Raw genomic sequence first — 22871 nt, 5'->3', positions numbered from 1 at the left:
CCGAGGTGATTCATGTCCAGACTGTCCACCCTCTTCGCCACCGCGCTCACGGCGGCGCTGACCCTGTCCGCCTGCGCGGCGCCGGGCGAGTCCGACGAAGCCAAGGACTCCGGCACCGGCCCCATCAAGATCGCCGTGGTCAACGCGCAGAGCGGCCAGCTCAGCTCGCTCGGCGCGTGGGAGCACAAGGGCGCCAAGCTCGCCGTCGATGAGTGGAACAAGGCGGGCGGCATCAACGGACGCCAGATCCAGCTCGACGTCTTCGACGACCAGGGCGACCCGACCGTCGGCACCAACCTCGCCCGCAAGATCGACAGCGAGGGCTACATCGCGATGATCGGCACCGCCGAGAGCGCCGTCACGCTCGCCATGGCGCCGATCCTGAAGACCGCGGAGATCCCCAACATCACCTCAGGCCAGTCGCCCGCGATGCCCGCGTTCGGCAGCCCGTTCCTGTTCCTCAACGGGCCCACGAGCACTACCTACGACAAGTCGCTCGCCGAGTACATCGTCGGCGCCAAGGGCCTGAAGAAGATCGCCCTGATCACCAACAACGGCTCCTACGGCAAGGGCGAGCACGACGCCTTCACCGCGGTGCTGAAGGAGAAGGGCGTCACCCCGGTCGCCGACCAGGTCGTCACCACCGACCAGAAGGACTTCAGCGCCGCGCTCACCGACGTCCGCGGCAAGAACCCCGACGTGATCTTCGTCGGCGCCGAGGAGGTCCAGTCCGGCCTCATCGTCAAGCAGGCCCGCGACCTCGGCCTCGACGTCCCGTTCGCCGGCGCCGCGCCCCAGGGCACCCCGGTCTTCGCCGACACCGCGGGCAAGGAGAACGTCGAGGGCACCATCGTCAGCACGCCCTACCTGTCGAACGACTTCAGCGACGCCTCCAAGAAGTTCGCGGCCGCCTACAAGGCCGCCTACAGCGAAGACGCCGAGATGCACGGCGCGAAGGCCTACGACGGCACCAACATCGTGCTCACCGCGCTGAAGAGCTCGAACGTCGCCACCGGCGCCGCGCTCGCCGACGCGATCCGCGCCACCGAGTACGAAGGCCTGCTCGGCTCCTTCGCCTTCGACGACACCGGCGTCGGCATCTTCGAGACCCAGATCGGCCTCATCGAGAACGGCGTCCTGGTCGCCGCGAGCTGACACCCCTCGGGCGCGGTCCGCCGGGCGATCCCCGGCGGCCCGCGCCGACAGCTAGGAGAACCATGCAAGACTTCCTGCAGACCCTGGTGGGAGGGCTCAGCCTCGGCGCGATCTACGCGCTGGTGGCCATGGGCTTCTCCCTCGTCTACCGCACGATGGGCCTGGTCAACTTCGCGCACGGCAGCGTCGTCATGATCGGCGCCTACGCGGCCTCCACCTTCTATCTGACGGTCAAGCTGCCCTTCTTCCCGGCGATGATCGTCGCCCTGGTCGTCACCGGGCTCATCGGACTCATCATCGAGCGGGTCCTGCGGCCGCTGGAGAACAAGGACTTCGACCTGATGCTGATCGGGACGATCGGCTTCGGCATCGTCCTGGAGGCACTGGCGACCATCATCTGGGGCGCCACCGGCCGGGCCGTGCCCAACCCGGTGCAGACCGGGCCGATCGAGCTGTTCGACGTCCGGATCCGCACCTACGACCTCGTCGTCCTCGGCATCACTGCGCTGGCCATGGTGCTGCTCGTCGTGTTCCTCCACCGCACCAAGCGCGGCGCCGCGATGCAGGCCGTGGCGATGGACCACGAGGCGGCCACCGCCGTCGGCATCCACGTGGGCCGCAGCAACGCCATGGCCTTCGGCATCGGGGCGGGCCTCGCGGCACTGGCCGGCAGCCTCGCGGGCCCGCTGCTCTACGTCGCCCCGACCATGGGCGGCTCCCTGGGCATCAAGGGGTTCGCCGCCGCGATGCTCGGCGGTTTCGGCAACATCCCCGGCGCGATCATCGGCGGGCTGGCGATCGGGATCCTCGACTCGTTCTCGGCCGGCACCTTCCAGGGCTACTCCGACCTGGTCACCTTCCTGATCTTCACCGCCGCGATCATGATCCGCCCGACCGGCATCTTCGGCGAGAGGACGGTGAACCGCGCATGACGCTCCGCGGACCCGGGAAGCTCCGCCTCGCCTCGCTGGCGGCCGGAGCGGTCGTCCTCTACGCGCTGCCGTACGCCCTCGGCAGCTACGCCATCCACGTCGTGGACGTCGCCATCATCTTCGCGCTGCTGGCCATCGGCCTCGGCCTGGTGATGGGCATCGCCGGACAGGTGAACCTCGCGCAGATCGCCTTCTTCGGCGTCAGCTCCTACGCCACCGCGCTGCTGACCACCCAGGCCGGGTACGGCTTCTGGGTGGCGGGCCTCCTCGCCATGGGCGCGGCGCTGCTCGCCGGACTGCTCGTCGGCCTTCCTGCGCTGCGCGTCCAGTCGCACTACCTCGGCATCGTCACCCTCGGGCTGGCACTGGCGTTCCTCAACTGGATCGTCAACACGCCCATGGCCGGAGGCGCGGACGGCATCTCCAACATCCCCGTCCCGCCGCTGTTCGGGGTGGACCTGGAGAGCGAGTACCTCTACTACTACCTCGAAGTCGTGGTGTTCGCGCTCGCGCTCGCCTTCGGCCTCTTCGTCGTCAGGACACCGCTCGGCCGCCGCATGCGCGCCATGCGCGACGACCCGCTGGCCGCCGGCGCCATCGGCGTGGAGATCCCGTACCTGCGGATGACGGCGTTCGTCCTCGCGAGCTTCTACGGCGGCCTCGCGGGCGTCCTGTACGCGGGCCTGATCCGCTACGTCGCCCCCGAGACGTTCAGCATCGCCAACATGTTCCTGCTGCTGGCGATGGTCATCGTGGGCGGAAGGCAGAGCCTGTGGGGCTGCGTCGTCGGCGCGATCGGCCTGGCGCTCATCCGCGAATGGCTCGTGGAGTTCTCCACCTACGCCCAGCTCGGCTACGGCGTCGTCGTGGTGCTCATGGTGGTGTTCGCGCCGACCGGCTTGGCCGGGATCCCGCGGCGCCTCGAGCAGATGCGGGACCGGCGGCGTGCGGGCGCGCGGGCCGCACTCGGCGACTTCGAGCCCTACCCCGCGGTCGCCGAGGGCGACGTTCGCGCGCCGTCCCTGGAGATCCGCGAGATCAGCAAGCACTTCCGCGGTGTGAAGGCGCTGAACGAGATCTCCTTCACCGTCGCGCCCGGCGCGATCCACGGCGTGGTCGGGCCCAACGGCTCGGGCAAGACGACCCTCTTCAACGTCATCAGCGGCCTGTACAAGGCGACGGCCGGGCAGGTGCTGGTGGACGGGCAGATCGTGTCCGGAGCCACCTCCTACCAGCTGTCCCATCTGGGCATCGCCCGGACCTTCCAGAACCTCCGGCTGTTCGGCGACATGACCGTCCGGGAGAACATCCTGGTCGCGCTGGACCGCACCCGGATCCGCTGGATCTGGAGGTACGCCCTGTGGCAGCCGGGTGTCTGGAAGCGGGACCGCGACCTGCGGGCGCGCGCCGACGCGCTGCTCACGAGGTTCGGCCTCACCGACTACGCCGACACCACGCCGGGCTCCCTTCCCTACGGCATCCAGCGGCGCATCGAGATCGCCCGCGCCATGGCGAGCGAGCCGCGGATCCTCCTGCTGGACGAGCCCGCCGCCGGACTGAACGGCGAGGAGGTCCGCCAGCTCTCCGAGATCGTCAGATCGATCCGCGACCGCGGTGTCACCGTCGTCGTCATCGAGCACAACATGGGCTTCGTCATGACGCTGTGCGCCCGCGTGACGGTCCTGGCGAGCGGCCGGATCATCGCGGACGGCACCCCGGCCGAGGTGGTCGCGACGCCCGCGGTCATCGAGGCCTACCTCGGCGACGAGTCGATGTCGCAGGAACCGATGACGCTCCCCACGGAGGTGCAGTGATGGGCGGCGGAGAGTTCACCGTCGAGGACCTGTCGGTCCACTACGGCGGTGTGTGCGCGGTCAAGTCGATCGGCTTCACCGTGCCCCCGGGCGAGTCGGTCGGCATCATCGGGGCGAACGGCGCGGGCAAGACCTCGACCCTTAAGGCGCTGATGGGCCTCGTGCCACGCAGCGGCGGCAAGGTCGTGTTCGACGGCAAGGACATGTCGTCGGTCCGCGCCAGGGACATGGTGCGACACCGCATCGGCTACGTCCCCGAGGGCCGGCACGTGTTCGGCGGCCTGCCCGTCGAGCGGAACCTCCTGCTCGGCGCCTACGTCCGGCCGTGGAGGGCGGCGGAGACGCGCAAGAGCCTGGAGGAGGTCTACGAGCTGTTCCCCGTACTGGGCGAGATGAGCGACCGGCTCGCCGGGGCGCTGTCCGGCGGCCAGCAGCAGATGCTGGCGATCGGGCGGGCGCTCATGTGCAGGCCGAGGCTCCTGCTGCTGGACGAGCCGTCCATGGGGCTGTCCCCCAAGCTGGTCGACGACATCCTCGCGGTGCTGCAGAAGCTGCGCGGACAGGGCATCGGCATGCTGCTGGTCGAGCAGAACGCGAAACTGACGTTCGAGGCGACGAGCGAGTGCCTGGTGATGGAGAACGGGGAGGTCGCGATGACCGGGACCTCCGCGGAGCTCCGCACCGACGTCCGGGTCCGCCGTATCTACCTCGGCTTGTGAAGGGCGGTTCCACTGGCGTCCTGGTCGGCTGCGGAGCCCTCTTCGGGTCCACCTTCGTCCTGATCCGCTTCGCGGTGCCGTCCTTCGGGCCGGTCGCCGTCACGGCGGTCAGGGCGCTGCTCGGCGGAGCCCTGCTGCTCGCCGTGGCGTGGAGACGTCACGATCTTCCGCGCCTCGGCGACTGGCGGGGCTTCGCCGTTCTCGGCCTGCTGTCGGCCGCGCTGCCCTTCAGCCTGCTGGCCCTGGCGTCGGTGACGCTCAACGCGGGAACGGTCTCGGTGCTCAACACCTCCTCGGTGCCCATCGCGCTGGTGATCGAGGCGGTCCGGCGAAGGCATGCGCCGGGCGCGCGCCAGATCGCCGGAGTGCTCCTCGCGACGGCGGGCGTGGTCGTGGTGATGAGCACGAAGAACCTGAGCCTGGACGGGCCCGGGGCCTTCGCCGGCGTCGTCGCGGCCGTCGCGGGTGCCGGGATCTTCGCCTACGGCGGTTTCTACGCGGCCGACCGCTTCGCCAAGACCGGGCCGGTCGCCCTCGCGGCGGGACAGCAGATCGCCGCCTTCGCCCTGCTCGCGCCCGCGGTGCTCGTCCTGCCGCCGGCCGGACCGTTCCCGCCCCTCGTCCTGGGTGCCGCGGTCCTGGTCGGCGTGCTGGGAAGCGGGGTCGCCTATCTCCTCTTCTACTGGCTGATCGACCGGGAAGGCCCAGCACGTGCGGCGAACGTCAACCTGCTCGTCCCCGGATTCGGCGTCGGCTGGGGTGCCGTGCTGCTCGGTGAGGACGTCACCCGGGTCGCCTTCGCGGGCATGGCCGTCACCCTGGCGGGCCTCGTGCTCGTGCTGCGGCGTCCCGAAGGGTGAGGGAAAAGCGAGCGCCCCGCCCTCCGGATCGGAGGGCGGGGCGGCTCGGGGGAGTGGACTAGCGGCAGAAGGGGTCCATGCCCGCGGCCGACCTGATGCCGCCGGCGATGAGCTTCTGGAGTTCCTCGGCGCCCTGGAAGGTGGCGTTGTCGGTGAACATCTTCGCGTCGTGGCCGAGGGTGGTGACCCAGGAGCGGCCGCCGTCGTAGTACTGGCACCAGGCGACGGGGTGGAAGTCGCCGTGGCCGGGGTGCCCGCCGCCGGTGGAGGGCCTGAGGGAGGACTCCTCCACGGTCGCCAGGAAGCGGACGTTCGTGGGGAACGGCACCAGGTTGTACCACTCGTCGGTGGTCGTCCAGGTGGCCGGAAGGCCCTTGGTCGAGGCGTCCCTGCGGCTGAGGGTGCGCACGGTGCCGGGCTGGGCGGGGCCGTGGTCGTAGAAGTTGGCGTTGCCCAGCAGGCCCTCGTAGTAGGGCCAGTTGTACTCGGTGCCGAAGGCGTTGTGGATGCCGACGAATCCGCCACCGCCGCGGATGTACTGGCGCAGCGAGGTCTGAGCGGCGTCGTCCAGGGTGTCGCGCGAGGTGCTGAAGAAGATGACCGCGTTGTACTGGAACAGTTTCGCGGGGGTGGAGAACTGGGTGATGTCCTCGGTGTGATCGACCTTGAAGCCGTTCTTCTCGCCGAGGGCCGCGATGCCCTTCTGGACGATGTTGGCGTCCGTCAGCGGGGGGTTCAGTCCCGGGCCGAGCGCGGGTCCGAGGTTGGCGTGCCGGGGGCCGGCCGTCCGGGTGAAGAGCAGGACCTTGTAGCCCTCGGCCGGGTCGAAGTTGCCCCAGTCGTGGTAGCAGTCCGGGTCCGTGCCGCGGCACACCCCGTAGTCGGGGTTCCCCAGGTTCTGCGCTCCCGTCTGCGGCTTCTTCGTCGGCTGCCCGCCGGCCGACGCCATGAGGCTCGTGCCGACGATCGTCGAGGCCAGCACGGCGGCGGTGCCGACGCTCGCCATCAGCGCGGTCTTCAGATGCGAGGAAGGTCTCCTCATCGCTTGCGCTCCTTCCAGCCCAGGGGTTGGTCCGCTAGATGGACCTGTTGTACCGGCTTGGGCCAGATGACGATCTCACGCGTCCTGCCGTTCATCAAGACCCAGTGGCTTTATCGGCGGATTCGTGTTCGGGTCTTGCGGGCCGACCGCGAGCGTCTTACGGTGGCGACCGTTGAACGGTTCGATTGAACCGTCTAGTGGTCCGCACTTCCCGCCCCTGAAATCCTCCGCGGATAGGAGCCCCCATGACGAGACCCCTGGGCAGACGCGCCTTCCTCACCGGCGCCGCGACCGCCGGCGGCGCGCTGGCGCTCACCACCCCCGCCGCGCCCGCACAGGCCGAAGGCGGCCCCTCCGTGCCGAAGCAGCCGCCCGGACTCGGCCGGACCGGGCGGGACTACCCGACCGTCGGCGGCGACCTGGGCAACCAGAACCACTCGGGGCTCCGCCAGATCACCCGGCAGAACGCGAAGCGCCTCGGCGGCGCCTGGCACGTCAACCTGGAGGGCGGGGACGCCTCCGCGGCGCAGCAGAGCACCATCGTCACCAAGGACGGCGTGCTCTACGTGCAGACCACCCAGCAGAACGTCTTCGCGGTCGACGGGAGGACCGGCGCGGTCAAGTGGAAGACCAATGTCGGCAGCCGCCGCACGAACATGCGCGGCGTCGCGGTCGCCGACGGCAAGGTGTTCACCGCCTCCGGCGCGAACATCGTCTACGCCCTCGACCAGGAGACCGGCGCCGTCGTCTGGCAGAAGCAGCTGCTGCTCGACGTCGAGGAGAGCGGCGACCCCGACGGCTGCGACCCCGCCAACGGACAGTGCGGCGGCAGCATCGGCACGCTGGCCGGCGCCATCGTGCACTGGGACGGGATGATCTACGTCGGCATGCAGGGCAGCACCATCGGCGCCCGCGGCCGCGCCTACGCCCTGCACGCCGACACCGGCGAGATCGCGTGGATCTTCTGGGGCGCCCCCGGCCCCGGCGAGTTCGGCAACGACACCTGGGAGGGCGAGTCCTGGAAGACCGGCGGCGCCGTCACCTGGATGCACCCGGCCGTCGACCCAGAGCTCGGGCTCGTCTACTGGACGTTCGGCAACCCCTACCCGCGGACCAACGGCTCCACCAGGGGCGGGACGAACCTCTTCGCCAACTGCCTGCTGGCGATCGACGCCAAGACCGGCGAGCGGCGCTGGCACTTCCAGTCGGTGCACCACGACATCTGGGACTACGACAACGTCATGGCCCCCGTGCTGGTCGACCTGCGCATCAAGGGCCGGACGCGCAAGGTCGTCGTCTACGGCAGCAAGGTCGGCATGTTCTACGTCCTGGACCGCCGGACGGGCGAGCCGGTCCACGGGATGAAGGAGAAGCCCGTCCCGCAGGACGCGCGGCAGAAGACCTGGCCGACCCAGCCCTTCCCCGGCGGCAGGCCGTTCGTCCACCAGCAGCCGGACTTCCACGACACCACCCGGCCCGTGCCGTACTACCCCACCGGCGGGATCTTCACCCCGTTCTGGGACGAGGCCACCATCCTGTACCCGGGCGCAGGGGGAGGCGCCGACTGGTCGCACCTCTCCTTCAGCCCCCACACCGGGCACCTGTACGTCGGATACGGGCTCATCAACTCCTCGTACTCCAACACCAACGGCGGCCGGGTGAACACCGCCCGCCCCTACGGCGAGTACTTCTCCGGCGGCATCGTCGCCGTCGACCCGCACACCAACGAGCCCGTCTGGCGCAAGGAGGGCGACTGGTCGCTCGCCCACGGCAACGGCATCCTCACCACCGCCGGACGCGTCATGTTCCAGGGCGGCCCGGACGGCGTCCTCACCGCGATGGACGACCGGAACGGTGAGGTCCTGTGGAGCTGGCAGACCGGCGCGGGCGTGCACACCAGCCCCGTCTCCTACGAGATCGACGGAGTCCAGTACATCGCCGTCCTCGCCGGAGGAAACGGCCTGCCCTACCCCGACATCCCCAAGGGCGACCACCTGTGGGCGTTCAGGCTCGGCGGCACCGTCGCGCCCGCCGCCGCGCCCGTGCCGCCCTCCAAGCGCAACCAGATCCGCGTCGCCGCCGTCACCGGGACCACCACGATCACCCTCGGCCGGCTGTGGGACAACGCGGCCCAGGCGCCCGGCGCCGTCGAGAACACCGTCTCGCAGAACGCCATGGCCCCCCAGCACCTGGAGATCCCCAAGGGCACGACGGTCACGTTCGTGAACCCGGCCGACAACGCCAACAGCCACGGCGCCGCGTCGTTCTTCGACCACGAGTTCGCCACGGGCAGGCTCGCCCCTGGCCAGACGTACACGCACACCTTCGACAAGGCGGGCGAGTACTTCTACAACGACCCGGTCTTCCCGCAGAGCACGGGCAAGATCGTCGTCCGGTAACCGAGAGAGGAACCCCATGGAATCCACGCACGGACACAGCTCGCGCGACCGCGAGCGCGGACAGAAGAGCGTCTGCTGGCGCAGCCCCGGCTACGAGGTGATCGAGACCTCGATGGAGGTCACCATGTACTTCGGCGGGAAGCTCTGACATGAGACTGCGGGTCCTGGGCACCGCCGCGGGCGGCGGAGTCCCCCAGTGGAACTGCGCCTGCGAGGGGTGCGGCTCCGCGCGGCGGTCCCGGGGCCTGCCGCGCCGCCACGCGTCCATCGCCGTCGAGACGGCGCCCGGCGCGTGGTTCCTGGTGAACGCGGCGCCCGACGTCACCGAACAGATCGAGGCGTTCCCCGAGCTGCGGCCCGGCCCCGGTGCACGGCGCACGCCGGTCGCCGGCGTCGTGCTCACGGACGCGGAACTCGACCACACCCTGGGCCTGTTCCGGCTGCGGGAGGCCGCACGCCTGCGCGTCCTGGCGCCGCCCGCCGTGCTCGCGGCGGTCACCGAAGGGCTGAGCGCCGACGCCGTCCTCGGGCCCTACGCCGGGATCACCTGGGACGCCCTTCCGGCGGGGGAGACCGTGCGCCTCGGCGACATCGAGGTCGCCGCCCTGCCCGTCTCCGACAAGAGGCCGCGCTACGCGGCGGGCCTGGCGCATCCCGGCCCTTGGTCCACCGCGCTGGAGATCACCGATGTCCGCTCGGGCAGACGCGCCGTCTACAGCCCGTGCGTCGCCGACTGGAGCGATCCCCTCCAGGCCGCGCTCGACCGCGCCGACGTCGTCTTCCTCGACGGCACCTTCTGGGACGACGACGAGCCGCGCCGAGCCGGATTCACCACGAAGACCGCCACCGAGATGGGGCACCTGCCGATCACGCGGACCTCCGCCCGGCTCGCCCGGCTCACCGCCCCGGTGCGCCTGTACACCCACCTGAACAACACCAACCCGCTGGTCGACCCCGCCGCGCCGCAGCACCGCGTCCTCGCGGACCTCGGCCTGGCCGTCGCCGCGGAAGGGGACGTGATCGAACCGTGAACACGGCACTGGCAGAAGGCACGCTGGAGCAGCGGCTGCACGAACTCGCCGCCGAGCGCTACCACCACCGGCACCCGTTCAACCTGCGCATGCACGACGGGCTCCTGACGCCCGCGCAGCTGCGGTGCTGGGTCCTCAACCGCTTCCACTACCAGCGGCACATCCCCATCAAGGACGCCCACATCCTCGCCAAACTCCAGGACCCGGCGCACCGCCGCGGCTGGATCCGGCGCATCCACGACCACGACGGCACCGGCGCCGACCCCGGCGGCCTCGAGCGCTGGCTCCGCCTGGGCGAAGCCGTGGGCCTGCACCGTGCCGAACTCCTGTCCGGAGAGGGAGTGCTCCCCGGCGTCAGGTTCGCCGTGGGCGCCTACGTGTCCTTCTGCCGGGACAAGAGCCCGCTGGAGGCCGTCGCCTCCTCTCTCACCGAGCTGTTCGCGCCCGACCTGATGGTCACCCGCATCGCCGCCTGGGAACGGCACTACCCGTGGATCGAGCCGGAAGGACTCCGCTACTTCCAGGGCCGCGTCGGCCAAGGGCGCCGCGACTCGAGGGAAGCGGTGGACCTCGTCCACCTGTGGACCGAGACGGAGGACGACCACCGCAGGGCCGTCGCCGCCTTCACCTTCAAATGCGACGTGCTCTGGTCGCTCCTGGACGCGGTGGACCATGCTCGCTGACCACCGCCCCGCCCTGGCCCGCTCGGTGCGCCTGCACCACGACAAGGTGCGCGACACCGATCTCCTGCTCATGCCCGAGCGCGCGGTCCGGCTCACCGGCGCCGGCGGCACGATCCTCCGGCTCTGCGACGGGCGGCGCACGACGGCCGAGATCGTCGCGGAACTGGTCCGGGACTTCCCGGGCGAACCCGTCGAAGCCGAGACGACGGCCTTCCTGGACCGGATGCGGGAGCAGGGATGGCTGATCTGAACCCGCCGTGGGCCCTGCTCGCCGAGCTCACCCACGCCTGCCCGCTGCACTGCCCCTACTGTTCCAACCCGCTCGAGCTCGTCCGGCGCGGCGCCGAACTGCGCGCCGAGGAATGGGGACGGGTGTTCCGGGAGGCCGCGGCGCTCGGCGTCGTCCAGGCCCACCTCTCGGGTGGCGAGCCGTTGCTGCGCCCCGACCTCGAAGAGATCGCCGCCGCCGCGCGCGACGCGGGCGTCTACACCCAGCTGGTGACGAGCGGTCTCGGCCTCACCTCCGCGCGGTTGGACGCGCTGGCCGCGAACGGCGTCGAGAGCGTCCAGCTGTCGGTCCAGGACGCCGCGCGGGCCGGATCGGACCTGATCGCCGGAACCCGCTCGTTCGACGCCAAGGTCGAGGCCGCGGCGGTCATCCGCGCGTCCGGGCTGCCGTTCGGCCTCAACGTGGTGCTGCACCGGCGCAACCTCGACCACGTCGCCGAACTCATCGACCTCGCCGTCGCCTGGGGAGCCGAGCGGATCGAACTGGCCAACACCCAGTTCTACGGCTGGGCGCTGCGCAACCGCGCGGCCCTCCTGCCCGACCGCGCCCAGCTCACCCGCGCCCAGGAGATCGTCCGGCGACGGGCGGAAGAACTCCGCGGCCGCCTGGAGATCTTCTGGGTGCTGCCCGACTACTTCGAGGGCACCCCGAAACCCTGCATGGGCGGATGGGGTTCGCGATCCCTCACCGTCGCCCCCGACGGCAAGGCCCTCCCCTGCCCCGCCGCCTACGCCCTCCCCGAGCCGAAGCCCCCGAACGTCCGGGACCACTCCCTGGACTGGATCTGGCGCCACTCCGAGATCTTCAACGCCTACCGCGGCACCGCCTGGATGCCGTCCCCCTGCCGGACCTGCCCGCAGCGCGAAACCGACTTCGGCGGCTGCCGCTGCCAGGCCCTCGCGCTCACCGGCGACGCCTCGCGCACCGACCCGGCCTGCTCCCTCTCCCCGGACCACCACCTGATCACCGACGCCCTGACCTCGGCACCGAGCACCGACTACACCTACAGATCCCCCGGCCGCCTCGCCCGCGTCGGAGGTGAACGAGACGATGCGCCCTGAGCGCCCGCGGGCGCGCCCACTCGTTCGCGGCGCGGGCTCGGCGGAGGTCAGCGGGTGGTGTGGGGCCTGCCGGAGGTCGACGATGGCGGCGGTGACGGCGGCGGTGAAGCCGGTGGTGGCCGCTGCCGACCTCGCCTCGGCCCTCGCGAGGTCAGGGGCAGACCAGGCCGCCGCCCACCTTGACGGTGCCGGAGGTTCCGTTCGTGCCCTGGAGTTCGCCGAAGAGTCCGGCGACCTTGTCCTTGGCGTTGACGACGGCGAGTTCCTCCTGGCCGTCCAGTCCGGTGGCGGTGAAGGAGGAGACGCCGCTCGGGGCCGAGACCCGCAGGAGCACGGTGACCGCCTCGTTCACGAGGTCGATCTTCAGTGTGTAGGTCGTGTCCGGGGCCTGCGCGGTGCCGGTCATGGAGATCCCGTTCTGGGTGACCGTGCAGGTGACGGCCAGCGCGGAGTCGGGAGCCTCGTAGTTCACCGCGCCGACGAGGTAGAGCGCGCTCCCGCCATCGGAGCCGCTCGCGGAGGGAAGGATGTCCCCGGGCGTGTCCGAGGCACCCGCAGACGCGGTGGGTTCGGCCGTGCCGGGGGCGGGCCGGACCGGCTCGGCGGGCAAGGACACGGTGCAGGACGCGGTCGTGAGCAGCAGGATCGCCGCCGCGAACCCCGCCCTCGGCACCCGGGCCGGTCTCATCGATTCGCTCATGCATCGGGCCTTCGCGTGGGTTCGGACCGGGTTCCCGGGCACGGCCAACGCTAAAGAACCGTTCCCCCGCTGACGAGAGCGGCCGGTCCCGTTCTCGTCCCGAGAACGAGGGGGTACCTGTCCTGCGGACGAGGGGCGCCTGTCCCTGAGACCGAGGACGATCATCGCGAAGAAGAACGGGGCCGGTGCCGGGCCGGCCCCGCCCTTCTCGAGGGCTGACGCCCTGCGCCATGGCAGGTCCGCCGACGGCGGCCCCGCACTCGGGCCCGAGGGACGGCGCTCAGCGGTCCCGGGTCCAGGCCCGCAGGCGTTCGCCGAGCACGACGTCGTGCGGGAGCCGTTCCAGCTCCCGCCCCTCCACGGGCACACCCTGTCGCTGAAGGACACGGGCGAGGTGGTTCCAGTGGTCGGCCGCCATCTGCGCGTAGGTCGTACCGTCGTACGGCTCGTCCGGGCCGACCACCGTCCGTGCGTCCAGCTCGATGTCCTCGACCGGGATCTGCGACAGGGCTTCCGGCGGGCCCGATGAGCTCCACCCGCGGTCGTCGAGCAGCACCAGGCTGCGGCCGTCCTCGAGAACGGCCTCCAGCCGAGCGTCGACCGACAACCGCCGGGCGTCGGTGGCGCTCTCGTCCAGCTCGACATGGGTGACCAGGCGGGTCACAGCGGACACGTCGCCCTCCTTCGGGCTCATCGGCCACCGGCCCGAGCCCTCGCGCTGAACGGCCACGCTATCGGAGAGCGCGAGGTGATCCGTCCGATCCGGCCCGCGAACGCGGCGACGGACGCGTCGGCAAGACGGCCCCGCGCTCGCCGTCCACCGGCTCGTCGGCGGCCCATCGCGGCGGCGCCCGCGCCGTGCGGCTCAGGTCGCCAGGCCCCGGCGGTAGGCGTAGACGACCGCTTGCACGCGGTCACGCAGGTCGAGCTTGGTGAGGATGCGCGACACGTACGTTTTGACGGTCTCGTGGCTGAGCACCAGGGTGGCGGCGATCTCGCTGTTGGACAGGCCGTCGGCGATGAGGCGCAGCACCTCGAGTTCGCGCGGGGTCAGCGGGATGCCGTCCGGCGTGTCCTCGGCGGGACGGATCCGCGCCGCGTACCTGCCGACGAGCTTCCGTGTCACCTCGGGGGCCAGGAGCGCGGCGCCCGCCGCGACGGTGCGGATGCCGTGCAGCAGCTGCGCGGGCGGGGCGTCCTTGAGCAGGAAACCGCTCGCCCCCGCACGCAGCGCCTCGTACACGTACTCGTCCAGGTTGAAGGTCGTCACCACGAGCACTTTGACGGGGCGCTGCACTCCTGCGCCGGCCAGCAGGCGGGTCGCCCCGATGCCGTCGAGCACCGGCATGCGCACGTCCATCACCACGATGTCCGGATCCAGCCGGCGGGCGAGGTCGACCGCGGCACGACCGTCCCCGCACTCGCCGACCACCTCGAGGTCGGGCTGCGCACCGATGATCGTGGCGAACCCGGTGCGGATCAGCGCCTGGTCGTCGCAGACCAGGACCCGGACCGGCGCGCTCACGACGGGCTCCCCGCCGGGATGCGAGCCCGCACGAGGAACCCGCCGCCCGCGTGCCGGTCGGCGCTGAACTCGCCGCCCAGGGTGCCGACCCGCGCGCGGAGCCCGGCGAGGCCCCGCCCGCTCCCAACGGACGAACCGGACGAACCGGCCCGCGAGCCGGAGCCGTCGGTGCTGACCTCCACGAGGATCTCCTTCTCGCCGTAGCGCACGAGGACCGCGGTACGGCTGCCATAGGCGTACTTGAGGGCGTTCGTCAGGGATTCCTGCACGACCCTATGGGCCACGAACTCGGCGCTGCCCGCAGATTCGGCGGGCCTGCCCTCCTGGGTGAACTCCACCGGCTGCCCGGCCTGGCGCGTCTGCTCCACCAGCGTGCGAAGCTCGCCGACGGACGGCGTCCGGACCGCGGCGTCATGGCCGGGGTCGAGCAGGTCCAGCAGATGCCGCAGGTCGGCGATGGCCCGTCGGCCGGTGCCGGTGACGGCGTTCAGGGTCTCGTCCAGCCGATCGGGCGCGGCGGTCAGATAGCGGGCCGCCTCGGCCTGGACGACCATCGCCGTCACGTGGTGGGTCACCACGTCGTGCAGCTCGCGGGCGATGCGGGTGCGTTCGGCGGCACGGGTGGCCTCGGCGATGTGGCGGCGGCGTTCGGCCTCGGTGGCCCGGGTGGAGCGCAGCCAGGCCCCGATGCCCCAGGCGCCGACCAGCGCCAGGTAGAACAGCGCGTACCCCTCCGGTCTCTCGGCCGCGCCGAGCCGGTCGAGCGCGACCACCAGCGGCGCGTACGCCGCGGAGAGGAGGATCGCGGTGCCGCGCCGGTGATGCTCCAGATGGGCGCCGGCGCTGATGAGCGCGATGGGCAGCGCGGTGCCCGCCAGCGCGTGGTAGGCGCGGAGCTGGTCGAGGACGAAACCGAGCGACACCAGGGCGAGGCAGACGGCGGGCCACCGGCGGCGCACGGCGAGCGGGAGGCACTGGAGCGCGACCGCCACGACGGCCAGCGCGTCGAAGGGGCGGGCGGGCAGCTCGCCGACCTCCGTTCCGGTGCCCTGGAACGCGGGCAGGAACGACGCGGCGGCCAGCAGCAGCGCGAACGGGGAATCCCGGACCGTGACGTCGCACCGCTGCCACAGATCCGGGATCCGACGGGGGTCGATCACCCGGCGAGCCTAGCGAGCGCGTCGACCCGGGCGCCGCGCCGGAGCGGGACCAGGTTGCCGCGACGGCGGGCCAGCCACAGGAACACGATGGTCAGCAGCAGGCCGAACCCGACCGCGTACGGGCTCGCCTCCGGCCCGAACGCACCGCCGGTGAGCAGGTCGCCGCCTGATGACACCCCGTTGAGCAGCCCCTCCGTGTCGCCGTTGCCGGAGACCTCGGTGCTGAAGATGCCGGCCGCGGCGAAGTTCCAGCCGAAGTGCAGGCCGATCGGCACCCACAGGGTGCGGGTGGCGGCGTAGGCGGCGGCGAGCATGCCGCCGGCCTCGATCGCGATCGCGATCGCGCCCCACAGGCTCGCGTGCTCATTCGCCAGGTGCGACAGGCCGAACAGCAGACCGGTCAGCGCCAGCGCCGCCCACGTGCCGGTGCGCTCCTCGATGAGCCGGAACAGGATGCCGCGAAAGATCAGCTCCTCCGTCACCGCGGCGGCGGCCATGAAGCCGAACAGCGCGGCCGCGCCCGCCACGGAGCCCAGGCCGTCGACCCGGTAGCCGCCGATGAAGGCGATGTTCACGATGACGGCCGCGAACATGCCGACCCCGATCAGCGCGCCCCGGCCGATGGCGCGAGCGGCGCCCTGCGGTGCGACCTCCACCGGCGCGCGTCGCTCGGACCACCGCACCACACGGGCGTACACGAACACGGCGAGCACCGCCGTCACGACGCCGAGGACCAGGACGAGGAACGGACTCCCCTGCACCGCGCCCACGATCGCACTGCCGACGAACGCGACCACCGCGACGGGCACGAGCTGTTTCAACAACCGCATGACGACTTCCTCACCTGGGGGGACCGCGCGACCGGAACAGCCGCGGCTACACCGGAAACGCTAGAGATCCGACGCCCGGAAAACGTCCCCGCACAGTGGACGACCGCGGGTAGCTCGCACGGGGGACAGCCGTACCGGGCGACCGGTCACACCACGGAGCGGACCGGGCCGCGCACAGATCGGGGGCGGGAGATCTCGGGCCATGCGCACGGCCGGACGACGAGCCCGTGCGGGCGGCAGGCCGCGACGAACCGGTCGGGCCGCACGGCGACGCCTCCGGGCGCAGCCGAGCACTTGAAGGGAGTTATTTGGCCTTTTCAGGTAGTTGGGGAGGGGTGGGTGTTCCTACCTTGAGAGCATGGAGACACGTAAGCGGAATTACCTGATCATGATGGCGGTGTGCCTGACGCTGCTCGTCATCGCCTGCGTCGTCGCGATCTTCTCGCCGGAGCTCGGCGTCGTCGTGGCGCTCGTCGCGTGCGTGTTCCCGCCGCTCGCGGCGATCTTGGGCAACGACGCGGAAGCCGACGATGCCAGACCCGAGTGGGACGACGACCTCGAGCGGTGGGCGCAGACCGAGATCGAGCGCCGGAAGGTGGACCACTGACGCCTCGAGCGTCACGCGGCCGGTCCATGACCCGTCCCGACGCAGGGCGGCCGGTGGATCAGCCGGGGGTGAAGCGGACGGGGAGTTCGCACAGGCCCCTGATGATCTGGCTGGGCTGGCGGGGGAGGTCGGCCGCGGGCCGGGTGAGTGCGAGGTCGGGCAGCCGGCGGAAGAGGGTCTCCAGCGCCACCGCGCCCTCCACCCGCGCCAGGGGCGCGCCGACACAGTAGTGGACGCCGTGCCCGAACCCGAGATGGGCGAGGTGGGGGCGGGTGAGGTCGAGGCGGTCGGGCGCGGTGTAGTGCTCGGCGTCGCGGTGGGCGGCGGCCAGCGCGAGGACGACGGGGTCGCCCGCCTCGATCCGGACGCCGCCGAGGGTGAGCGGTTCGGTGGCGAACCGCCAGGCGGCGAGCTCCATCGGCCCGTCGAAGCGCAGCACCTCCTCGACGGCGGCGACGACGAGGTCGGGCCGGCTCAGGAGGAGGCCGCGCTGGGCGTCGTCGAGGAGCAGGGCCAGCACGCCGTTGCCGATGAGCGCGACGGACCCCTCATGCCCCGCGAGCAGCAGCAGGAAGACCATCGATTCGAGCTCGACGCCCGTCAATGCCCCTTCGCGCTCGGCCGAGACGAGCCGGCTGACGGTGTCGTCGCCCGGTTTGCGCCGTTTGTCGGCGATGAGCGCGCGGAGGTACGGGCCGGGTTCGGGAACGTCGGGCGGGCCGGGGCGGACGGCGTTGGACGTCCACTGGCGGAAGATCCAGAGATCCGGGTCGGGGATCCCGAGGATCTCGCCGATGACGCCGATGGCCAGCGGGTAGGCGAAGTCCGCGATGAGATCGGCTTCGCCCCGGTGCGCGAAGGCGTCCACGAGGGAGTCGGCGAGCGCCTGGACGCGGGGCCGGGCCGCCTCCGCCCCGCGAAGGCCGAACGCGTCGGCGATGAGCCGCCGCAGCCGGGTGTGGACCGGCGGCTCGGTCGTCAGCAGATGCTCGCCGAGATCGGACTCGTCCTCCAGCGGACGCCCCCGGTCGGATTCGTGCCATGCCGCGAGGGCCCGTCCCGGCTCCCGGCTGAGCCGGGGATCGGTGAGCGCGGCGCGCACCTCGTCGTACCGGGTCACCGCCCAGCAGGCCAGGCCGTCGCGCAGGACGACCCGGCGCACCGGCCCCAGCTCACGCAACCGCGCGTACGCCGGATAAGGATCCGCCACGGATTCCCTACCGAGCAGCGCTTCCTTGACGTGAATTCGCATTCCCGCTCCCGTCGCTCGACATCCGCACATGGTGTGTTTCCGGTAAGGGTCGGCCGCTCAACCCTGCCAGACCGCCGCGGCTCCCGGAAGAACGCGCGGCCCCGGGCCAACGGCGGCGATGAGGATGGACGGGTCGGGGTCCGGGCCGTATCGGCCGGTCCCGGTAGTGCGCTACCTCTGGCGTTCGGCCTCGGACCTCGGCAGGTTTGGAGAGCCGATGCCCGATGGTCGGTCCCGGGTGCCAGGGCGGTAGGTTGGCCCGGTGGATCGAGAGGTTTTCGCCGCGCGGTTCGCCGTGTCGGCGCGGGCCGCTCGGGAGTTCGCGCAGTCGCTGGTATCCGAAGAGCTGCCGGAGACCTTGGTGTTCCGGGTTCGGCTCAACCAGTCTTACGACGGGCATGCCCCGAGGCCCGGCGAGTTGAGGTTCCCCGAGGACGGCACCGGCCGTCGGGCTGAGATGTTGCGCAGGTGCGACGCGGAGACCGTCGTGGCCGAGTTGTGGCGCGATCACCATGTTCCCGAATGGGTGAATGTCGCGGCGGTCGGTGAGACGGGAACGGCGACGGTGATCGATGTCGTGTGCTGCGGGCGCTTCACGAATGACGACTCGCGGCTTTATCACCTCGAAGAGGGAGCACCGCCCTTTCATGTGCTGGGTCCGGCCCTGCCGCCCGGGAATGATGGAACCCCGTTCAGCATTCACACGCGTGCCGAATGCCGGAACCGGTCCGAACTCGAGCATCTGGCGACCGTCTCCGACAGAGTGTGGTCGTTCGCCCTGATGCTCGACGAGTTCGACGGCCCTCTGCCGTCCGCGTTGCCGGACCTGCCGAACGTGGAGATCTTCGAACATCTGGCCTGTGCGCTCGGCGCTGATGCTTTGTCTGCTTTCCTCCGCTTCCCGAAGCTGCGAGTTCTGCGCCTGCACCTCAAAGAACCGAGCGGCTTCCACGCCGGTGCGGCCGGCGGACGGCTCGGCGCCCTCGCCGATCTGACGATCACGGGTCTCCCGCCGCGCCCGTGGGGTCAGGAACTGCTGACCGAGGTCGCCCCCCGGCTGGCGCAGGTGAATCTCAGCGCAAGGGAGACTCTCTGGCTGGACGCGGCGTTCTCATCGTCCCTGTCCGCCGTGAGCCTGACGGCGGCCGACGTCGCCGGTCCGGCAAGGCTGCCGGCCAAGCTCGACCGTCTGGCCGTCCGTCTCACCTCCGCCACCGATGAGGACCTGGGAAGGCTCCTCGACGGCGTCACGCACCTCGGATCGCTGAGCCTTCGCGGGACACCGGTCACCGATGCGATCATTCCGGTACTCGAGCGGTACGACTTCGCCCACCTCGACCTGGTCGACACCGACGTGACGGCCACGACCCTGGCCGGGTTCCACGCCGACCATCCCAAGACGAGTGTGCTCCCACGCCCCCGACCCGACGACCTGTGACGGAGCGGTCGCGGCTCCTGGCCTCGGCCGGTGACGGGTATCTTCACGTAGCCCGTGGCGCCGCGTTCCATGCTCTCCTCGCGAGCCCTCGGGAGGCCCCGAACTCACCGACGCGACCGGGTGACCTCCACGGACCGGGTCTCACCGCCGACGGAGGCGGCCGACGATTTCTGCGGCGACGTCCCTGCTCACCGCTTCGACGGCTTCATCGTCTTCGACGGTTGCCCGGACGTCGCCGAGTACCGCGGTGATCCGTGCTTGGATCACCGCGACGTCGTCAGGGGCGGCGAGGCGGGCCCAGGCGCGGAGGTTGCGCGGCGACAGCGAGGCCGGGACCAGGTCGGGGAGGAAGTAGCGCAGGAACGCGGCGCCGTCGGCCGGGTGACCGTAGCGCGGGGACAGCGGAACCATCGCGTCGTGAATCGCGCGGAGGTCCACCGCGTCCAGCCGGAGGGCGTCGTGGAGCACCCGAGCGATGTCGTCGCGGTCGAAGGGGAAGCGGACCAGGTCGAGAATGGTCCGGTGCACGGTGGTCACCGCGATGCCCTCGACGTTCGTGATGTCTTCCGGCGCGAGCCGGTCGACCTGGAGTCCGACGCCGCGTGGGGCGTGCCGGGCCTGCGGCGTGGTGAACATCGTCGCCATCGGGCTCAGGGTGCCGAGCCCGTGGAGGCGTGCGGCGGAATGGTGTGACAGCACCGCGTCTTCCGCCGGTGACCGTGGTCGCTCCCAGCAGAACCGCTCGGGGTCCAGCGCCAGCCAAGCCGCGTATGCGTAGGCGTAGGTGAAGCCGGTGAGATTGCCGGGGAGCTGGAAAACGTCGTCGATGAGTTCCCGCAGTAGCTTGGCCTCTTTGAGTCGGTCGATCGCGGCGGGGCCGGTGCCGAGACGGGCCATCTGGGCCCGGGTGACCAGGCCCAGCTGTCGTGCCGCGGCGACCGACAGCGCGTGGTAGAGCGTTTCCAGCATCGGACCTCGGACCTTTCATCGGCCGTCGGCCCTCGATCTGTCCGACGGTATTCGCCTGAGCCGATTTTCGGCGGGCGTAGGTTGGGAGGGCTTGCCGGCCGGAGGCAGGGATCGACATCGTGCATGAGGGAGAGCGACGATGAGCGGCATCGAACGTCGGCTTCTGCTGATTTTCCGCGGGAGCCCGACCCAGGCGCAACTCGACCGGCTACGGCAGGCGCTCGATCTGCACCCGCACGGTAGGTTGACCGACGCCGAGGACGCGCACTTCGGTGACCGCGATTTCGCCATCGCCGACGTGCCGGCCGTGATGGGCCTGTGGCGCAGCGATGACGATCTCTGGTCCATCTCCATCGACGCGGATTCCGAGGCGATCCTCGCGGAGAACGACATCGCCCGCTGGCACTCCGCGGTGGAGGTCGCCGCGGAGGACGCGGGATGGATTCTTCTCGAACGGCGGTCGTTTCCAGGAACGCGCCCCTGAGGGACATCCCGAGGCGGAGAGATCGAAGCCGGAGGTGAAGGACTCCCATCCGGGGGTGCGCGCCGCCCGCGAGCGCGACGACCTTCCGGTCGGGCGCGAAGGCGATGGCGGCCGCTTCCGCGACGCGCAGCACCCCGGCCGACCGGTGCCCTCCGTCGGTCCGCCAGACCCGGGCCCCGCCTTTCGCGACGGCGGCCACCAGCCGGGAGTCCGGGCCGAACGCCACCGACCGCACGGGCGAACCGAGACCGGTCAACGACGCCACGGCCGTCAGGTCGGGGCCGCGCAGCAGCCGGACCGGTTCCGTCCTCGCCCGCGGTGGCGAGTCTTCCTCGTCCTGCCCGTTCGCCACCACCTCGCCGACGGCGGCGCCCGTCTCCGTACAGGTGGGCGCTGACGACGATCCCGCCGGATCCACCGTGGCGGAAGGCCGCGATCTCCGTCGCCGCTTCCCGCCTCGTCGACCGCCCTGGCCAGGTGAGCCCTGCCCCGCTCGCCGAGGGGACTCCCGCAGCCCCCGGGCCCGGACGATCACGCAGGGGTGATCCGGATCGTCGCGGCGTGCGCGGCGGGGCTCGCGACGAGGGCGCCGGCCTCCTGGCCGTACCTGCTCCGGTAGGCGGCGTCGAGCTCGGCGGACGGCGCTGCGCCGCCCGTCTCCAGGAGGACATCACGGGTGACGGTCCCGACCCGGATCCGACCGCGTCCGTGCTCTCGCGCCGCCTGGTACCAGCGGGAGCGGACCCCTCGGAAGGCACGGACGTACAGGTCGCCGCGGACCAGGACCATGCCGACCTCCACCCCGGGACGGCCGTCGTCCCCGGCGGTCAGGACGAGGGACGTGGATTCGGTGAGGAGGGCGCGGTCCTCGGGCGTCCAGGCGGTCATCGCGGCAGGTCCTCCGTGCGGTCGGGGTCGGGGTGGCCGGCGGTCCAGGACGCGAGGATGCGCAGGGCGTCGTGGGAGGGGCCGCCGGGCTCCGCGGTGAGGACCATCAGGCGCTGCCCGGATCCGTCGGGGCTGGACCAGGTGTCGCAGTCGAGAGTGAGGTCGCCGACCAGGCGGTGCCGGTAGTGCTTGGTGCCGTAGGTGGCGCTGTTGACCCATTGCTCGGCCCACCAGGTGCGGAAGTCGGGGTCCTGGACGGACAGCTCGCCGACGAGCTGAGCGAGGTCGGGGTCATCGGGGTCGGCCGCCGCCTCCATGCGCAGCGCCGCGACGGCTTCCCGGGCGTCGTGGTCCCACTCCCGGTGCAGCCCCCGGACCACCGCGTCGGTGAAGATCAGCCGCAGGTAGTTGCGCCGGTGGGCGGGGATCGCGGCGAAGTCGGTGTAGAGGGCCGCGGCCGCGGGGTTCCAGGCCAGGATGTCCAGGCGCCTGCCGAGGACGAGCGCGGGCGTCTCGGTGAGCTGGTCGAGCAGACGGCGCATGGCCGGGCGCAGCCGCTGGGCGGGCCGGCGGCGGCGCGGCCGGGCGTCGGCCCGGCCGGCGAGCTCGTAGAGGTAGGTCTGCTGGTCCTCGTCGAGGCGCAGGGCGCGGGCCAGGGTGCTCAGCACGGGCGCGGACGCCCGGACGCGGCCCTGCTCCAGGCGGGTGTAGTAGTCCACGCTGATGGCCGCGAGTCGCGCGACCTCCTCACGGCGCAGTCCGGCGACCCTGCGGGCGGATTCCGTCTCGGGGAGGCCGCACTCGCGCGGGGTCAGCCGGGCCCGGCAGGCCTTGAGGAAGGCTCCCAGCGCCCGGGAGTCGGTGTCTGAGGTCATGCCTCAAGTCTCGCCGCACCGCGACGGTCGAAGCGCAGGTCTGCGGGGGCAGGTTCTTTCCCAGGCAGAAACCCGGCTCTCCCGCCCGCGCGCGGTCCGGCCGAAAGTGAAGGTGCGCCCGGCGGGGCGGCCTCCGGGCCCGCCGCCCGGGGCGCCGC

Annotated in this window: 24 protein-coding genes; 14 read left to right on the top strand and 10 right to left on the bottom strand. The window is 71.5% G+C overall.

Translation table 11 applies throughout. The annotated features are described in order from the left end of the window. Nucleotides 1-12: 12 nt before the first annotated feature. The 5 genes from EDD29_RS23555 (at nt 13) to EDD29_RS23535 (ending at nt 5480) form a co-directional block, all read left to right on the top strand. Nucleotides 13-1155, top strand: coding sequence for an ABC transporter substrate-binding protein (locus EDD29_RS23555; protein WP_123666497.1), 1143 nt, complete (start codon nt 13-15; stop codon nt 1153-1155). Nucleotides 1156-1217: 62 nt separating this feature from the next. Continuing rightward, complete coding sequence (locus EDD29_RS23550) at nt 1218-2087, top strand: branched-chain amino acid ABC transporter permease (protein WP_123666496.1); 870 nt, start codon at nt 1218-1220, stop codon at nt 2085-2087. After that, nucleotides 2084-3901, top strand: a complete 1818-nt coding sequence (locus EDD29_RS23545; RefSeq protein WP_123666495.1) for a branched-chain amino acid ABC transporter ATP-binding protein/permease — start codon at nt 2084-2086, stop codon at nt 3899-3901. Before EDD29_RS23550 ends, EDD29_RS23545 begins: the two co-directional genes overlap by 4 nt. After that, entirely contained in the window at nt 3901-4620 is a 720-nt protein-coding gene (locus tag EDD29_RS23540; RefSeq protein WP_123666494.1) for an ABC transporter ATP-binding protein, read from the top strand. The genes EDD29_RS23545 and EDD29_RS23540 overlap by 1 nt, the downstream gene beginning before the upstream one ends. After that, complete coding sequence (locus EDD29_RS23535) at nt 4617-5480, top strand: DMT family transporter (protein ID WP_170201530.1); 864 nt, start codon at nt 4617-4619, stop codon at nt 5478-5480. The genes EDD29_RS23540 and EDD29_RS23535 overlap by 4 nt, the downstream gene beginning before the upstream one ends. Before the next feature lie 58 nt (nt 5481-5538). Here the strand turns inward: EDD29_RS23535 and EDD29_RS23530 are convergent, their stop codons facing one another. Then, a complete protein-coding gene (locus EDD29_RS23530; RefSeq protein ID WP_211359859.1) occupies nt 5539-6522 on the bottom strand; it encodes a ThuA domain-containing protein in 984 nt (327 codons plus the stop codon). Nucleotides 6523-6767: 245 nt separating this feature from the next. Here EDD29_RS23530 and EDD29_RS23525 point away from each other — a divergent pair, with 245 nt between their 5' ends. From EDD29_RS23525 to pqqE, 6 genes are read left to right on the top strand one after another with little or no spacing between them, the layout of a single operon-like run. Then, a complete protein-coding gene (locus tag EDD29_RS23525) occupies nt 6768-8921 on the top strand; it encodes an outer membrane protein assembly factor BamB family protein (protein WP_123666492.1) in 2154 nt (717 codons plus the stop codon). Nucleotides 8922-8937: 16 nt separating this feature from the next. Further along, nucleotides 8938-9069: a pyrroloquinoline quinone precursor peptide PqqA gene (gene pqqA / locus EDD29_RS23520; RefSeq protein ID WP_123666491.1), complete on the top strand. Its 132-nt coding sequence runs from the start codon at nt 8938-8940 to the stop codon at nt 9067-9069. Nucleotide 9070: 1 nt separating this feature from the next. Then, entirely contained in the window at nt 9071-9952 is an 882-nt protein-coding gene (pqqB, locus tag EDD29_RS23515) for a pyrroloquinoline quinone biosynthesis protein PqqB (RefSeq protein ID WP_123666490.1), read from the top strand. Further along, nucleotides 9949-10635 (top strand): pyrroloquinoline-quinone synthase PqqC, encoded by a 687-nt coding sequence (pqqC, locus tag EDD29_RS23510; RefSeq protein ID WP_123666489.1) that lies wholly within the window; start codon nt 9949-9951, stop codon nt 10633-10635. Before pqqB ends, pqqC begins: the two co-directional genes overlap by 4 nt. Continuing rightward, nucleotides 10625-10885, top strand: a complete 261-nt coding sequence (gene pqqD / locus EDD29_RS23505) for a pyrroloquinoline quinone biosynthesis peptide chaperone PqqD (RefSeq protein WP_123666488.1) — start codon at nt 10625-10627, stop codon at nt 10883-10885. Before pqqC ends, pqqD begins: the two co-directional genes overlap by 11 nt. Beyond that, nucleotides 10873-11985 (top strand): pyrroloquinoline quinone biosynthesis protein PqqE, encoded by a 1113-nt coding sequence (gene pqqE, locus EDD29_RS23500; RefSeq protein ID WP_123666487.1) that lies wholly within the window; start codon nt 10873-10875, stop codon nt 11983-11985. The genes pqqD and pqqE overlap by 13 nt, the downstream gene beginning before the upstream one ends. 151 nt (nt 11986-12136) lie before the next feature. Here the strand turns inward: pqqE and EDD29_RS23495 are convergent, their stop codons facing one another. The 5 genes from EDD29_RS23495 to EDD29_RS23475 form a co-directional block, all read right to left on the bottom strand. After that, nucleotides 12137-12685, bottom strand: coding sequence for a hypothetical protein (locus EDD29_RS23495; RefSeq protein ID WP_148086063.1), 549 nt, complete (start codon nt 12683-12685; stop codon nt 12137-12139). 280 nt (nt 12686-12965) lie between these two features. Beyond that, nucleotides 12966-13358: a hypothetical protein gene (locus tag EDD29_RS23490; protein ID WP_211359858.1), complete on the bottom strand. Its 393-nt coding sequence runs from the start codon at nt 13356-13358 to the stop codon at nt 12966-12968. 192 nt (nt 13359-13550) lie between these two features. After that, the gene (locus tag EDD29_RS23485; protein ID WP_123666485.1) at nt 13551-14210 is read right to left on the bottom strand and encodes a response regulator; all 660 of its coding nucleotides are present in this window, start codon (nt 14208-14210) and stop codon (nt 13551-13553) included. Then, nucleotides 14207-15370 (bottom strand): sensor histidine kinase, encoded by a 1164-nt coding sequence (locus EDD29_RS23480; protein WP_123666484.1) that lies wholly within the window; start codon nt 15368-15370, stop codon nt 14207-14209. Before EDD29_RS23480 ends, EDD29_RS23485 begins: the two co-directional genes overlap by 4 nt. Then, entirely contained in the window at nt 15367-16200 is an 834-nt protein-coding gene (locus EDD29_RS23475) for a CPBP family intramembrane glutamic endopeptidase (protein WP_123666483.1), read from the bottom strand. Before EDD29_RS23475 ends, EDD29_RS23480 begins: the two co-directional genes overlap by 4 nt. Nucleotides 16201-16525: 325 nt before the next feature. Between EDD29_RS23475 and EDD29_RS23470 the strand changes: the two genes are divergently transcribed. Further along, nucleotides 16526-16807, top strand: coding sequence for a DUF3099 domain-containing protein (locus EDD29_RS23470; RefSeq protein WP_281280926.1), 282 nt, complete (start codon nt 16526-16528; stop codon nt 16805-16807). Between the two features lie 58 nt (nt 16808-16865). On the opposite strand, the gene EDD29_RS23465 is transcribed toward EDD29_RS23470, so the two are convergent. Beyond that, entirely contained in the window at nt 16866-18059 is a 1194-nt protein-coding gene (locus EDD29_RS23465) for a cytochrome P450 family protein (protein ID WP_123666481.1), read from the bottom strand. 262 nt (nt 18060-18321) lie between these two features. On the opposite strand from EDD29_RS23465, the gene EDD29_RS23460 reads away from it, so the two are divergent. After that, complete coding sequence (locus tag EDD29_RS23460; RefSeq protein ID WP_123666480.1) at nt 18322-19497, top strand: hypothetical protein; 1176 nt, start codon at nt 18322-18324, stop codon at nt 19495-19497. A 141-nt stretch (nt 19498-19638) separates the two neighbouring features. On the opposite strand, the gene EDD29_RS23455 is transcribed toward EDD29_RS23460, so the two are convergent. Further along, nucleotides 19639-20466, bottom strand: coding sequence for a hypothetical protein (locus EDD29_RS23455; RefSeq protein ID WP_123666479.1), 828 nt, complete (start codon nt 20464-20466; stop codon nt 19639-19641). A 139-nt stretch (nt 20467-20605) separates the two neighbouring features. On the opposite strand from EDD29_RS23455, the gene EDD29_RS23450 reads away from it, so the two are divergent. Beyond that, nucleotides 20606-20950 (top strand): hypothetical protein, encoded by a 345-nt coding sequence (locus EDD29_RS23450; RefSeq protein WP_123666478.1) that lies wholly within the window; start codon nt 20606-20608, stop codon nt 20948-20950. A 531-nt stretch (nt 20951-21481) separates the two neighbouring features. Here the strand turns inward: EDD29_RS23450 and EDD29_RS23445 are convergent. Both EDD29_RS23445 and EDD29_RS23440 read right to left on the bottom strand, forming a co-directional pair. Next, entirely contained in the window at nt 21482-21838 is a 357-nt protein-coding gene (locus EDD29_RS23445; RefSeq protein ID WP_123666477.1) for a DUF2255 family protein, read from the bottom strand. Next, on the bottom strand, nt 21835-22713 hold the full coding sequence (locus tag EDD29_RS23440) for a helix-turn-helix domain-containing protein (RefSeq protein WP_123666476.1): 879 nt from the start codon (nt 22711-22713) through the stop codon (nt 21835-21837). The genes EDD29_RS23445 and EDD29_RS23440 overlap by 4 nt, the downstream gene beginning before the upstream one ends. Nucleotides 22714-22871 lie beyond the last annotated feature (158 nt).

Origin of the sequence: Actinocorallia herbida (genome assembly GCF_003751225.1) — a bacterium.
Lineage (GTDB): Bacteria > Actinomycetota > Actinomycetes > Streptosporangiales > Streptosporangiaceae > Actinocorallia > Actinocorallia herbida.
This window is presented reverse-complemented; position numbering and strand designations above follow the sequence as displayed.